This is a genomic window from Paenibacillus sp. lzh-N1 (assembly GCF_002872435.1).
Classification (GTDB): Bacteria; Bacillota; Bacilli; order Paenibacillales; family Paenibacillaceae; genus Paenibacillus; species Paenibacillus polymyxa_C.
Window position 1 is genome coordinate 4,579,987 of the sequence record NZ_CP025696.1, and the last position, 15,795, is coordinate 4,595,781.

Sequence of the window (15,795 nt, forward strand, 5' to 3'; positions counted from 1 at the left end):
CCCCTCGGCCGAATATTATAGGCTTTCATAGAAGTGCTTCATCTCTTCAAACTCTTCCAGGTCCAGATCATCCGCGCCTACGTCTGTTGGTGTCAGTTCCTGACCGGAGTGATCCAGGCAATGACGGATGGCATTTAACAGGTGAGTTTTAAAGCGAGAGAGAAGCTGCTTGATCGTGCACTCTTCGTATGCATTTCGGTCATAGGTTAGTCGGATGTTTAATTTTCCATCTTCCATTCGGCTGCTTATATAGAGAGCATAAAGTGAAGGGCTATTTGCAGCCTGGGAACCTGATGCCACCTCAGCTTCCAGCGGCGATGTTGAAAAATATACCGTTTCCGGGTCCACGGAGTCTATATAACGGAACCCGATTTCCGGATAACGAGAAATGCTGGAATTCGTTTGATTACTGACCTTGGTCAGATATTTTAATACACCGTAGCCCAGCCCCTGGTTGGGAACCTGTCGAATGGTCTCCTTCACACGTTTGAGCAGCATCGAAATATCATCTGCAGATTTGATGTCCAGTACAACTGGGTACACGGACGTAAACTGACCCACCGTTCTAGAGAAATCCAGCGAACTCTGTTCTCCCGGCTCTCGGACCGGCTTTTCCACGTAGAGCGCAATCCGTTCTAGTCCTGACCATTCGGATACTGTCTGACCTAGTACGGACAGCAGCACTTCATCTGGCACGGTGTTGTAGGCATGATTAACTTGTGTCATCAGTTGCCGGGTTTCGTCTGGTGATAATTGCAGGTGGAGCTGGTGTGTCGGTCTCTCCGATCCAGAATCCGTAATGACTCCATGGTCTTTGGGAAGCGTCCCCCACTCAGAGACCTCTATCCTGTTCCAATAATCCTGCTCCTTGAGCAGCTCTTTGCTATTCGCATAATGCTCTAGATGCTCTGCCCACGTTTGGTAAGCGTTCGTTTTGTACGGTAAGACAATCGTTTCCTTGTCCAGCGCTTGCCTGTAGCCTGTTGCCAGATCTTCCAGCAAAATATTCCATGAAATGGCGTCAGCCACTAGCGGGTCTATAGCAAGGAAAAGATGATCACCGCTACCCATTCGGAAAAGCCCTGCTCGAACTCGCGGTCCTTCAAACAGCCGCAGGCTGCTTTGAAGACGTTGACATTCAGCTGACAATTGGCTGCGTGCTTCGCTTTCCGTTCCCGTTAGCGACAGCACCTCCAAAGTGATTAGCTCCTCATTCAACTCTTTGTGAGTTTGCACAACTGATCCGTCAGCCTCTTGTAATAAGCCAAGGCGCAGAGCATCGTGGTGCTCTACAATTTTCTTCAATGCGGCACGCAAGGGCGGCTCTTCAAAGCCCGACTTTGCTAACAGTAGTACTGACGCTGCAGCAGGAAGTGCCTCGGATGCTGAACACCGTTCGAACCAATGGATTAAATGTCGTTGTATCGGTGTCAGTAGCGCCTCCCCATCTACTGGGCTTTGCTCAATCGGAAGGGCCAGTGCTTCTGCATAGCCGCTCAGGATTTCAATGGACGGATGCTCCAATACGTGCCGGATATCCAGCGAATACCCGTGAAGACGCATACGCGCGATGACTTGAACGGCTTTAACAGAGTCGCCTCCGAGCAGGAAGAAGTTATCCTGAATGCCTACCTGATCGCGTCCCAAAACATCTTGCCATACGGCGGCCAAAGCCTCTTCCACATCATTTCGTGGCGCTGCATAGGCCACACCCGGTCGGGATAGCTCTTCAGGCTCTGGCAATGCTTTTCGATCAGTTTTGCCGTTCGGTGTCAACGGTATCTGATCCAGAAAAACGAAGTGAGACGGAACCGAGTAATAGGGAAGCAGTTTGGCAGCATGTTCATGAATGGCCGTCAAGCTAGGTGCTTTTTCTGTATTCAGTACAATGTAGGCACATAGTACGGATTCATGATTTTGGCTTTCATTGACAGTGACAACAGCCTCCTGAATTGCAGAATGGCTCATCAAGGCATGTTCGACCTCGCCCAGCTCAATCCGGAATCCGCGTACTTTTACCTGATGATCGATCCGGCCGATAAACTCCAGGTTCCCATCTGCTTTCCAGCGAGCCAGGTCACCCGTTCTGTACATTCGTGTGCTTATGGAGAATGGATTAACCACAAATTTTTCCGCCGTCAACTCCTCGCGGTTCCAATAGCCGCGGGCCAGCCCTTCCCCTGCAATGCATAGCTCGCCCGGTATGCCGATGGGTTGTAATCTATCCTGCGCATCTATGACATACATTTGCGTATTCGCGATAGGGCGCCCAATGTCGATCTGTTTGGCATGGGTAAGTTCCTGCACTGCCGACCAAACTGTTGTTTCCGTAGGTCCATACATGTTATAAATGCGGGGACCGTTCAATTTCTGCAATGCTTCCAGCAGCCTAGACGGAAGCGCTTCTCCCCCGACCATAATTTCCTGCACACCTTGCAGCGCACGGAAAGCTTCCTCATGGCCCAGCAGCAATTGCAGCCGGGATGGTGTCATTTGCAGCATGTCAACGTGGAGTGTAGTAATCAATTCGCCAAGTGTCTGAGGATCGACCTGATGATGGCGGTCGCCCAGCACGACGCTCATGCCGCCCAACAGGGGCAGAATCGTTTCCAAAACGAAAATGTCGAACGATATGGTAGTTAGCGATAAAATCGTTTTATTTGCTGCAAAGTCAATCACTTCACGCATCCCAGTGATAAAATTCAGCACCGAGCGATGCTGGAGCATCACTCCTTTCGGATTTCCGGTTGAGCCAGAGGTGTAGATAACGTAGGCTAAATGCTCCGGCTGAGTCGTAACTCCCAGATTCGTCTTTTCTCCTTGATATAATTCCTCATCTTCAATAAACAGGATGTTGGCGTTATAATGATGTTCTCCTGCCAGATCGTGGCTGGTCAGGAGTACGGCAGCCTCACTGTCACTCAGCATATATTCGATACGGGCTGACGGATATTCAGGGTCGATAGGCACATAAGCACCACCTGCTTTTAGCACGGCAAGCAAGCCGATCATCATTTCCGCTGAACGCGGCGCCATCAAACCGACTAGCTTATCGGGTCCTACACCATTCGCTTGAAGCACCCGTGCCAGTGAGTTAGCACGTTCATTCAACTCCCGGTAGGTCAGACGCTGGTCTCCGAACACCAATGCTGTATGACTCGGCGTCTGTTCAACCTGCTTTTCAAACTGCCCGTGTACTGTCTCATTAAACGGGAAAGGTACGACGGTACGATTAAATAAGGTTAGCTGTAATTGCTTCTCCTCATCTGAAATAATCGTAATATCGGCCAACCGCATCCCTGCATCCTGCGTTACTTTTTCCAAAATTCGTACAAAATGCTCTGCCAGCCGCCGGACGGTCTCCGGTTTAAACAGCTTTGTGCCATATTCTAAAGTGAAGGACAATCGTTCTTTTTCTTCGGTCACATGCAATGAAAAATCCACCTTGGATATGCCCGCGTTGAATTCCTCCGGTTTAAAACGAATACCTCCTGCTTCCACAACATCTGTGCCGACATTTTGCAAACTGAACATCGTATCGAATATCGGATTTCGACTTACATCGCGTACCAGCTCCAGCTTGTCTACAAGCTTATCAAACGGGTATTCCTGATGCTCCAGTGCCAGCAGCAAGTTTTGCTTAACCTCCTGCAAAAAGGATTGGAACGTTAAAGAAGATTGCGGCTGGTTACGAAGCACCAGCGTATTGACGAACATGCCAATCATCGCTTGCGTGTCTACATGCCGTCTTCCGGCAACAGGTGTACCTACGATGATGTCCTCTTGACCCGCATATTTGCCCAGCAGGACATTATAAGCCGCCAAAAGCACCATAAAGATCGTGGACTTTGTATCCTGGGCCAATTTATAGAGTCTGCTCGCTAGTTTGGATTCCAATGTGACGGTAAAGCTGTCACCTTCAAAGCTTTGTACTTGCGGACGTGGAAAGTCTGTTGGCATATTTAGAATAGGAAGCTCCCCATTCAAGTTCTGAAGCCAATATGATTCATGCGCTTTCCATGCCTCATCAGTTATTTGCTGCTTCTGCCAAGCAACAAAGTCTTTATAATGAAGCTGAATGTTCGCAAGTTGTCTACCCTGGTACCGTTGAATGATTTCATTAAGCAGTACAGCCATGGAAAAGCCATCAGACACGATATGATGCATATCCACGAGCAGATTGAAGCCACCTTCGATAAATTCGAGCAGTTCAGCGCGGAATAAAGGAGCTGTTCCCAGCTGAAAAGGCTGAACAAACAAGGTCCGGGCCTGTTTTGCTTCTTCCTTGGAAATACGGGTATGCGGGATATCGAATGGAATGGTGTCCCGAACTTTTTGCACCACTTCCCCGTCTTCCAGATCGAAGTATGTCCGAAAAGATTCATGACGAGAAATAACTTCCTTAACGGCTTCAATGAAGCGGGGAACCTCCAGTGCTCCCTCTATGAAAAGCTGGCCAGGGACATGATAGGCCATTCCGGCTCCTAGCTGTTCAAGCACGTACATTCTCTTTTGGGCAAAAGATACCGGATAAAAGGCTTGTGTGTTCACAGCTACAATCGGTTCATAGGCCCTCTTGCTCCCACCCGCAATATATGCAGTCAGATCAGCAATCGTTTGCAGCTCAAAAATGCGGCTAAGCGGAATGTGTACCCCCAATTCCTTACCGACTCTCGACAGAATCACCGTCGCTTTTAGCGAATCACCGCCTAGTTGAAAAAAGTTATCGTCATGGCTGATATCCGTTACATTCAGAACGTTCTTCCAAATGTCCACAAGTTGATCTTCCATACCTCGGTTCTCTGAAGCGATGCCTGTTTTAGCGAATACGCCTGCTTGTCCCGGTGCTGGCAAAGCCTGTAGATCAGGCTGGCCATTCGGCAGAAGAGGAATATGATCCATCAGAATCCAAAAACGGGGCTGCGTATAATCTGGAAGCATTTCAATTACAGCCTTTTTTAATGTGTCTGCTTCCCAAGGCTTCGATGCGTTTGCGACCACATAGGCACTTATATACGAGACGTTTCCAGTTTCGTCCGTTTGCGGTGTAATGACGCAGGACTCCAATTGGAAAACCTGCAGCAGATGCTTCTCCAACTGCTCCAGATTAACCTGATGCCCGCGAATATGGATGACCCGATTCAAATTTCCGATATGCCGCAGCTTGCCATCGTTCTCCACATAAACCCATTCCTGGGTCGTTCCCAGCAGACCTGCTGCTGAGGCTTGATACGCCTCCCCTGCTGTTCCGACAGGTGCCAGATGCTTAGAGGTGCCGAGGGCGCAAAGATAGTTTCCATTGGCATCGGTATTCGCTGCCCATGCGGCTCGAAGTTGTTCGGTCTCCGACGCACGGAATAACGTCAGCGCGGAAACGCGAGCCCCTTCTTCCTCTACAAGGGAATGCAGCAGATTCAGGAAATATCCTGACCAGGCCAAGATTATGTTTGGCTGAAAAAGATCTGCATTATAGTCAAAATCAAGACGTAATTGCTTCTGCGTCTCTGTCACGTTCAAAAACAACTCATATTTGCTGAATGATACCTCATGTTCAACGAGCTCCGTCTCCAGTTTATGGAATTGAAAACGCGGAATCGGTCGATCCATATTGAATACAGCCTTTATGATAGGTAAATGTTTTAGCCCCAGCTGAGCGAGTCCGGCAAAGCTGTACTTTTGATAGCTTTCCAGTTCATTCATGCGCTTTTTGACCGTGTGAGCATGCTCCATAAAAGTAGAATCAGGACGCACTTCGCTGATGACCGGAAGCAGGTTGACACAGTTGCCGATCAAAGAGAATGCGTCCATGTGGGATTGTCCTGCGGTGGGAACCCCCACCGTTATTTCCCGCTGCCCTGTCAGGCGATGCAGAAAAATCTGAAAGGCTGATAACAGCGTTATAAAAAGACTGCTGCCAAGCTTTATGCTAGCAGACCTCAATTGTTTAACAAGCGGCGTCTCAAGAATTAGGGTATGTCTGCTTCCTCTAGAGGACAGAATCTGCACTCCCCTCACTGGAGATGGCAGCTGGAGGACAGGCTGCTGTTTTTCCAGCATCGCCGACCAAAAAGCCAGGGCCTCTTCCTTTCCTGCTTTCAACTGGTCCTGCTGCCAAACCACATAATTCCGAAAAGGTATCGGTTCAGGAAGGTTGTAGTCAGCATGCCGGACAAGCGCAGAATAGATGTGTTCCAGTTCCTCAATAAATACACCGATTGACCAACCATCCGCAATAAAGTGATGGAACGTAAAGACACTCAGATGCTCCTCATCTGATATTTTTAGTAGGTGAATCCGGAATAGCGGCTCACCTGGTATCATGTTAAACGGGGTTTCGCTGTTCTTGATCATCCATGCCCGGAGATGCTGCTCCTGTTCATCGGGATGGTGAGTGGTAAAATCATAGAGCGGGACTTCCACTTTCATCTCAGGAGCGATCACCTGAGTTTCTCCATCTCCGCTCATATAAATATGTAAGGCTTCATGACGGTTTACAATGGTCTGGACAGCCTCGTTGAACGCCTGCTGCTGAAGCGGACCACGAAACCGCAACAAGGCGGTTTCGTGTAAAGATAGAGAATCACTGCGTTCTGAAACAGAGGCGAACCAAAGCTGTTTTTGGTCTGGCGTTAACGCAATAACAGTGTCTGCTGCTGAAGCTTCTGCAGGTACCGTTACAGGCTGTCTGCCCGGCCCCGGGCTGTTCCCATTCGGGGGCGGGTCCGGTAAAAAGCCCCCTTTGCGCAGCTCGTCCACGCTATCCTTGACAGCTTGTACGATTCTCGCTATATCTTCCTCGGTATGGGCCGTGGACAAGAAGCAGTTGCGTCCTTCCCAAATATAGATGCCTTTGTCCAGCATGTGATAAAAGAACAACTCCAGATCGCCCTTGAGCACAAAGCGAAATAGGGAGCCAAAGTGAACGACCTTCATAGGTACGTGTTCGTCAGTGAAATAGCTGTTTAGCTCCGCCGCTAACGCCGAGGTACGGCTGTTCAAGCGATTTTGCAGCTCCTCGCCATTTTTCTCCAAATGGTCCAGCACCGCTAAAGATGCAGCCATGGCCAGCGGATGATGGCAGAAGGTTCCTGCGACAAAGGTTCGCTGCTGCTCATGCTGTGGATAGGAATCGTCCCCGAATCTCCATGTGCCTCCGTCAATCCCGTTCATAAAGGCGGCTTTTCCGGCTACGATCCCAATGGGTAGCCCACCGCCAATGATTTTACCGTAGGTCACGAGATCCGCATGTACTCCAAACCACGCTTGAGCCCCTCCAGGCTGAATTCGGAAGCCTGTGATGACTTCATCAAAAATGAAGGCAGTGCCCGACTGTTCCGTAATCTGGCGAATTTCCTGTAAAAAAGTTTTGGGCTGAAAATCAGGTCGGCGGCTTTGCACCGGCTCCACCATGACCGCGGCCAGTTCATGCGCATGAGTGCGAATATAATTCAGGGAATCGTCCGTCCCATAAGGAAGCACGACGACATCGTCTACCATATGCTGCAAGATGCCTGGAGCTAGAGGTGTCGAATGTTCCTTGTTGTCACCTGCACTCCCCAGCGCCAGCACCCCGTCGAATGTACCGTGATACGAGCCAGCAAAAATGACGACTTTAGCTCGTCCTGTGGCAGCACGCGCCAAACGGAGCGCGACCATAACGGCCTCGGTGCCGGAATTATACATGGCAACTCGTTTCACCCCGGTCATCTTGCATATTCGTTCGGCCACCTGTCCGGCTATGTTGGACATGGGGCCGATACACATGCCGTGCTTCAGCTCTTCCTCAATTTTTTCACGAATAAAGGCCGGATTGTGCCCGAACAGATTTACGCCAAAGCCCATCGTCAAATCGACATATTCATTGCCATCCAAATCCCAGATTTTAGCCCCGTCTGCACGTTGGGTTACAATTTGGTACACCATTTCCTTCAAAACAGGCCGAAAGCCAGCCACATTCCGGTTATTTGCGTATACGGAACGGTACTGCTGAGTGTATTTTTTGGTGCTGCACGTACGGGCCGTGTAGCGCTCTATCAGCTCTTGCAGGTGTTGTTCCTGACGGAGTGAAAGCAATTCACGTGCTTTAACATCCAGCTTTTTATAGGGCGTATACGGCTTGGCTTCATGACCTGCCTGCTTGGAAGCAGCCTTTACGGATGGAGCTGGAGCTGGTGCTAATCCAGCCGCAACTTTCTGCTTCGGTTCAGTATGGATGATCTGCGTGCTTTCACTAATTTCCGATGAAAAAACGCTCGTTTCCGGGCTTAATGGCTGGGAAGCTATTGCGGATGCAACTGGCTGATGCCGGAGAATATCAAGCTGCTGTGACATCAGATGCAGCTGTTGCTGCACAATTCGCTCTACAGCCGCAGGAGCTGTAGCAATCGGAAAACTTGGAGCCTGTGTGGGCCCAGCCGGAACGGCGGACTCAAGAGTCGGTTGGGTTAACGGAAAAGCTGCATGATGAAACTGTTTCAGCGTTGCTTCTGGACGATTTTCCATAGACTGACCCGGGAGTTCAACAGAAGTAGAAATGCTCGCCCGTTCGGCTACGTAGCTGGCCAACCGTTCCAGCGTGGTCAACGATTCGAAAAATTCGTTCATTGGAATGTCTAGTCCGAAGGTATCCTTGATACTGTGGCGAACCTGGGACAAATTAATGGAATCCAACCCAAGCTCGAGAAAATGTGTCTGCGGCTCCAGTTCCTCCAGGCTGAGCTGGGACACGTTACCGATCATTTTCGCTAGCTTTAGAAGTATAGATGATTTATGCTGATCATCGGCAGCAGATGCTGGCGCTGAATACTCGTTCCCCATCATTCCAGACTCCTTTACTGTTGAGTTTTCATGAACTGACGTTTTCTGTTCCGCTCGAACCTGTTCAGGCACGTTAATCCAGCATCTTTTCCGTTCGAATGGATACGTAGGCAGAGAAACCTTTTTATAACGCTTACCTGCATAGAGGGCATTCCAATTGATCTGCGCTCCTTGCACATACTTGGCAGACAGCTGCTCCAGGGATTGGAGCGTGTCCAAGCTTCCAGTGACCATCTCTGCGCTGCCTATGCTATCCGCTATTCCAGTGTATACACCTTCGACGACTCTGCCTTGTTCATGCAACTGAAGCACCTTCGCTTTTAACGCATCCGCTCCTGCAGCAGTCACAGCAATCCGGTGATTCAGATGGCTTCTGCCTGTGTTAGCCGTATAGCATACATCCTCCATCACGATCTCTTCCACGCGCCCGAACCGTTCTGCGTACCGTCCGACCAACTGGCGCAAAGCGGATTCACTCCGCGCCGACAGGGTCAACAGCAGCGGTGATGATTTATTGTTGCTGCCCGTTGGACTTGGATCTGGTTTTGTCTTCTCTATATACTCCTCCAGCACCACATGGCAGTTCGTCCCACTGAATCCAAAGGAACTCACCCCGCTTCTTCTCGGGAATCCGTCCGTCTTCCATTCCCTCAGCTTCGTATTGGCATATACCGGGGATTCCTCAAAATGAATCTTCTGGTTTGGTGTGCGAAAATGAACAAGCGGCGCAATTTGCTGGTGCCTCATGGACAGCACGGATTTGATCAAGCCCGCAATCCCGGCGGCTTCGTATAAATGACCGATATTCGTTTTGACCGTGCTGATCGCCGCAAACTGCTTACGCTGTGTATGCTTGCGGAAAGCCTTGGCAATGCCGTCAATTTCAACCGGATCGCCCAGTTTGGTTCCGGTTCCATGAGCTTCGATATAGCTGATCGTTTCAGGATCAGTCCGTGCATCGCGCCACGCCTGCAAAATGACTTCTGCCTGAGCCAGCGCATTAGGCGCGGAAATACCAATCGTGCTGCCGTCCTGATTGATGGCGCTACCCTTGATCACGGCTAAAATGTGGTCGCCGTCTTGTTCCGCTTTGCGCAGCGGTTTCAGGAAAACAGCACCAACTCCTTCACCCCAGCCTGTTCCGTCCGACTGGTCGTCGAAGGCGCGTGCCCGATCATCGGAGGATTCCATGCCAATACCGGCTTTCAGCGGTAACAAAATCGTTTTCACTCCACCTGCCAAGGCCATGTCGCAGTCTCCATTAAGGATGGACTTGCAGGCCAAATGCACTGCCACGAGTGAAGAAGAGCATGCTGTATCAATTGTTACTGCCGGACCTTTCAGATCGAGCAAATATGCAATCCGGCTGGAAATAATGGACGGTAAATTACCAATGGCAAAGTTCGGCAGCGCGCCTGGTTCTACCTCGGACAACAAACGCTCATATTCAAAGCTGGTCTTGGAGAAGCCGACATATACGCCGACCTTTTGGCCTGCCAGTTGCTTTCCCCCATACCCTGCATCCTCAATCGTGCTCCAGGCTGTTTCTAGAAATAACCGTTGGTTCGGGTCCATGAGCGAAGCCTCTCTTGGAGTCAGTTTAAAGAAGGAGTAATCGAACTTGTCTACTTCATCCAGATAACCGCCTTCTGCAATTTGCATATTCCGTCCTTCCGTATTCAGACGCGAAAGAAAAGCTTCGGCATCTTTTCTTCTTTCGTCGCTGTACGGGCCGATATTATCAGCGCCTGATGCTACATTCGCCCAAAACTGCTCCAATGTTTCCGCTTGAGGAAACCTGCCTGACATGCCGATGATGGCGATATCCCGGACATTTGCTTCTTCCTTGGCTTTGGACTCTGCTGTTGCAGCTGCATCTCCGTTTAGATTTTGACTGGAGATATACGCAGCCAGCTTGGCGATGGTCGGATAGGAAAAGAAGTCCGTCACCTCAATATGAATCCCTAATTGATCCTCCAATTGGTCCACAATTTGAACAAGATGCAAGGAAGTTACTCCGATATCAAAGTAGCTGTCGTCTGTCCCGATCGACTTTATATTTAAAATATCCTGGCATATTCCAATCAGCTTCTTCTCTACTTCTCCTTGAGGCAAGACCGCACGCTCAGCTGATTGTGTGACCCGAACAGCCTCGGCCAGTGCTGTCAATATTTCATCAAATTCGCCCTGCTCATAACTCTGGGCTAATTTGAAGCGCTGAACCTTTCCACTGGTTGTTTTAGGTATACGCCGGATCGGAACCACCTTGTGAATATGCCAGCCTCCCCGGTAATTCAGATGGCTTTTCAGCTTTTGGGCAAGCGGTACAAAATGCTCTATTTTTTTTGCGTGCATTACAAAGGCTATAATACGATCCTGCCTCGTTTGCGTATCATGTACACCGCACACAGCTACTTTTCCGAGTTCCACACCATCCAGTTCCTCGGCGATTCTCTCAATATCATGTGGGTAGACATTCTGTCCGTTCACAAAAATGATATCCTTGGCTCTACCGGTAATAGTCAGGCGTCCGTTTCGCATAAACCCTAAATCTCCAGTGATAAGCCAGCCATCCTCCGTTATAACCTTTGCGGTAGCTTCTGGATTGTTATAATATCCGGATGTAACATTTTTGCCGCGGATTTGCGTGTATCCAATCACCCCATCATCAAGCACCTGATTTTGTTCATCACAAATACGGACAGAGGTATTAGCCAATGGATAACCCAAATCCAAAAAAGTAAGACACCGCTTGTCAGACTTGTCCACTTCTTCTACAGGCTCACCAACGTGTAACTGGTGCCGGTTCAAATGAATGGGAATAAAAGTGTTTTTGTCCAGAGGCGGAGAGGAAACACCTACACTCGCTTCTGCCAGCCCGTAGACGGGTAACATGGCATTTTTATTCAAACCATGAACACTCATTGCATCCATAAACACATGACAAAGCTCTACAGATATTGGCTCAGCTCCATTTAAAATCATACGAACACTCGTCAAATCCCAGTTAGCTGCTGTTTCAGGTTTATACTGATCGAGAAAAAATTTATATCCAAAATTGGGAGAGCATATTTGAGTAACCTTATGCTCCGATACTTTTTTCAGCCACAAAGACGGACGCCTGATAAAAAGTGCCGTCGGCATAATCAGCTGTTTGGCATTAGCAATCACACAGGTTAAATGAAATGCGATCAATCCCAGGTCATGCGTAAGCGGCATCCAGCCCAAATAAGCATCCTTGGAGCTCATGTCTGTTTGATTTACAATATCCCGGATATTGTAAACTAGATTTTCATGCGTCAGCATGACTCCTTTGGGATCGCCTGTAGAACCCGAGGAGAATTGGATAAAAGCTAGCTCCTCCGGTTTGGATACATGAACTACACCTTTATTCTGAGTGGAATAATCGAATCTATGGCTTGAAAAAGTCGCTTTTTTAACCGGCTCAAAGGAATCCAGCTGCTCGTGCTCTTGCGCGTATTTTTCAAGCTGCTCTAATACCTTGTCATCTGCAACCATATATGGGCGGGAGAGTGTGTTCCAGATTTTAAACAATTTCATTTTATGCTCATCATTATTCCCTATGCTTACAGGTACAGGAACGATTCCACCAATCAGGCAACCCCAAAATACATTCAAAAAGTTATGGTTGTCGTCGATCTGTATGATCAGCTCATCGCCGGGTTTTACTCCTTGTTCCTGTAATTCATAAAGCACCTGTAATGCTTGCTCCAGAAGTTTCCTGTAGGATACGTATTCCTCTTGTTTATCACCGGAAATAAAAATGATTCCGTTCTCATCCCGGCTTGCACGGTCCTGAATGATTTCAACTAAGGTTTGAAACTGCTCCATCCTGATCCCTCCTCAATTGCTCTAGCATTGCTTTCCGCTCTCCTTCGGAGACCTGTTTGGTTTGCAACACAAGGCAAATACACTCCAGTATTTCCTGTCTTTGCTCAGAAGCAGGAGGCGAACTACTGCCTGATTGCAAGTTTCGCAGTAATTTTTCCAGTCTGCGCACAGGTAAAATAACACCCTTTCGATACTCATCTTCATTCCAATTGGCGTTGGGAGTAGACACTGCTAGTGACAGGGAACAGGCAATCCAATCACGGATCGAGAAACGGCGGCCCAGTTCAAAGCGATCCAAGTCTCTGTCCAAGGACAGCACTTCGATATTAGGGCTTATTTCCCTCACTAAATTTTTCAGCACTGTTCGTGGACCTAACTCGATGCCTTGTTTTACGCCATGATTCATCATATATTGCACGGTTTGAATCCATCGAACCGGGTGAGTCATTTGCAAAATCAATCCTTGACGTATGCTGTCAAGATCGCGGTATGGCTGAGCGGTCACATTGGAGATCACGGGCCACTTCGCTTCATTTAAAGTGTACTTTTGCAGCTCTTCGGCCAGTCTGTCCGCAGCAGGCTGCATAAGCGGACTATGAAAAGGGCCGCTGACCTGCAACCGCGTAATTTGGGCTCCTCGCTGTTCTAACTCGCCAGCTGCCAAAGCGACAGAGGTATGATGACCTGAAACGACGTTTTGGCTAGGTGAATTGTAACATGCAATGGCTGCAGGCTGATCGACTGTGGAGTACAAACGACAGCATTCTTCCACTTCGCCCAGCTCAGCTCCGCGAATGGCAATCATGCTGCCCAGCTTTGTCATTGCGGCTTCTTCCATAAAGCGTCCCCGCTCTTGGACTAATCGTAAAGCGTCTCCAAAGGACAGAACACCGCTGCTTACCAGCGCTGAATATTCACCTAGGCTATGACCAGCTGAAAATTCAGGGATAATTCCGATTTCATGCATATAACGCCGAAATGCAATGACACTGATCGTGAGAAGTGCGGGCTGCGTATAGAATGTTCTGGATAGCTTGGTCATCGGACCTGCCATGCATAAAGCTTTCAGATCATATCCCAAAATATCAGCAGCCTCTTCGAACAAGCAATCCGCTTCTGCAAAGCCGCTATGCCATGTAGCCCCCATTCCTACATACTGAGATCCTTGTCCAGGAAAAACCAAAGCTATACGATTCATATCAAACCCCTTTCCACAAAAATTATGGAAGAACAAAGGTATCTTTACATTTCATGTATGTATACATATGTATGGTGACATTAAGATGTAGAGAAAACTGCAGTAAAAAGCAACGAAGTAGATTGCCAAAAAACAGTAATCGACATATGGAAGTGAATTGGTAATAGGGTTCCGTTCGTGGTGTGATTGTGAACAAAAGTCAGGTGTGTGAGTAGACTTGGAAGTGTAAAAACCTTGGAGTATACTGAAATTTCAGGCTTGAAAGCTAAAATTCAGCATCATAGATGAATGGTGTGAAATTACTGGAGTCATACAGGGTGTTTTTCTATAAGTAAGCGTTAAATATGGAATATTTTATTTATATATTAAATATGGACTCGAAAAATGTCAATATCCATCCAATTCCTTTAATAAGAGAAAATGATGAGACATGAATGTTTTTGTTACATTAAGCCTAAAAGTAAATTAAAGTATGGCAATATAATGTTAAGTATATTATACACACAAACCATGTCCTTTTTTGTCTAAAAAATCAGGCATGGTTTGTAATAACAGATCATGGCACGGATCATTAAGCCCCTTCCGTTACATGAATTAGCTTCGTCCGTTCCCTGTAATCGGAACTACTTCAGTCAGCCGGGTCTACAGCGAACCATATCACAAACGGCAAATCGGTTATAAAATCAAGGGTCTTATATCTCAGATGGGTGACAGTAGCCTGAATGACCCCGTCAATTTCCAGCACATAGCAATCATTGTGTTTAATGTTCTGACGAATGAGAGCAACATCTGCCTGAGCGGTAGGCCACTGGATTCCCAACTGCCGGATCGTTTCGTACGCTTCGTAGGTCAGATACTGTTTGTCTGCACTAAGTTATCTGAATGTTCAGGTAAAATATTTATGTCATAAATTTTAACAACAGTCATTCCTTGATAAGGGGTTTTACGCTCCAAAAAAGTAACAGGAACGTAAAAGCCCGAATTATTTTCTTTCTTTATACCCAAATGAATGTGTCTGCCACTAAAAATGTTATACAACATAAACTCAGCATCAATCATGCTTTCGGCTAACTGAGGATTAAAAATAATAAAGCTAGGTTGATGTAGTAATTTATGAAGAAATGAAAATGTAATATACGATAAATGGTTCTCTCATATCCGCCTAAGTTGGCTGTTATCAGGACTTCTAAAGTCAGTGTTTCTTGACTTAATTCTGGAAACCCTTTTTTTCCACGATATAAAGACCCAGTTTTCATTTTATGTATGCCAAGTAAATGAGGAAGATCAAAGTTCTAGCATGCAACCTGATGTCACACTTTTTATGACGAATTTTATAATGAAAAATTAAGTTACAAAGGTCCTCATAAAATTATGCAATAGTCTGCACAATTCTCATCTGAAGGAAGCTATTCTAAATCTATGAGTTCATGAATAGATAAGGACATAACATTTCCTCTAAACTAAAGAATCGGCCTTGAATAATCAAGGCCGATTCACGTTATTAACATATATATTGGCAACGGCAGAGATCATCTACCTGCATGGATAGGAATGGAATTACTTTTCACCCGTAAGTGCCCCCAAGCGGGTACGCGCGAGTGCCTGGATTTTTTATCCTTATAAAACCGCACTGAATCCTTAATACAGCGGGTTATTTTACACTATATACGGCATTTCATTTTTTCACATATCTTCAGGAACAAGCATAATAATCCAGTAGGACGATTTATATAAAATTTAATATTATCAATTACAGACCAGTAGACATAATCATAAGCTTGGCGCACATCTTCCCAATATGAACTCTGGGTGTGAAATTAACATATATATAAATTTTTTCTAGAAGATTATAAGACCTACTGATATCCTTACGCCGTTGGCAGCGTAAAACGAACGACAGGAACGAAGAGCGGTGTGTATTGACTCTT

Annotated in this window: 3 protein-coding genes; all 3 read right to left on the reverse strand. The window is 47.3% G+C overall.

Going from position 1 to position 15,795, the window contains the following annotated elements; translation table 11 throughout:
- Nucleotides 1-15 precede the first annotated feature (15 nt).
- The 3 genes from C0638_RS20605 to C0638_RS20615 all read right to left on the reverse strand — a co-directional run bounded on the left by C0638_RS20605 (nucleotide 16) and on the right by C0638_RS20615 (nucleotide 14,687).
- Nucleotides 16-12,669, reverse strand: coding sequence for a non-ribosomal peptide synthetase/type I polyketide synthase (locus tag C0638_RS20605; protein ID WP_058710625.1), 12,654 nt, complete (start codon nucleotides 12,667-12,669; stop codon nucleotides 16-18).
- On the reverse strand, nucleotides 12,644-13,867 hold the full coding sequence (gene fabD, locus C0638_RS20610; RefSeq protein WP_058710632.1) for an ACP S-malonyltransferase: 1,224 nt from the start codon (nucleotides 13,865-13,867) through the stop codon (nucleotides 12,644-12,646). Before fabD ends, C0638_RS20605 begins: the two co-directional genes overlap by 26 nt.
- A 628-nt stretch (nucleotides 13,868-14,495) precedes the next feature.
- Nucleotides 14,496-14,687 (reverse strand): GNAT family acetyltransferase, encoded by a 192-nt coding sequence (locus C0638_RS20615; RefSeq protein WP_225683762.1) that lies wholly within the window; start codon nucleotides 14,685-14,687, stop codon nucleotides 14,496-14,498.
- Nucleotides 14,688-15,795: the final 1,108 nt, after the last annotated feature.

Excerpts from the sequence above, each read along its gene's own strand:
- C0638_RS20605 (WP_058710625.1), bottom strand. The coding sequence starts at position 12,669 with ATGGAGCAGTTTCAAACCTTAGTTGAAATCATTCAGGACCGTGCAAGC.
- fabD (WP_058710632.1), bottom strand. The coding sequence starts at position 13,867 with ATGAATCGTATAGCTTTGGTTTTTCCTGGACAAGGATCTCAGTATGTA.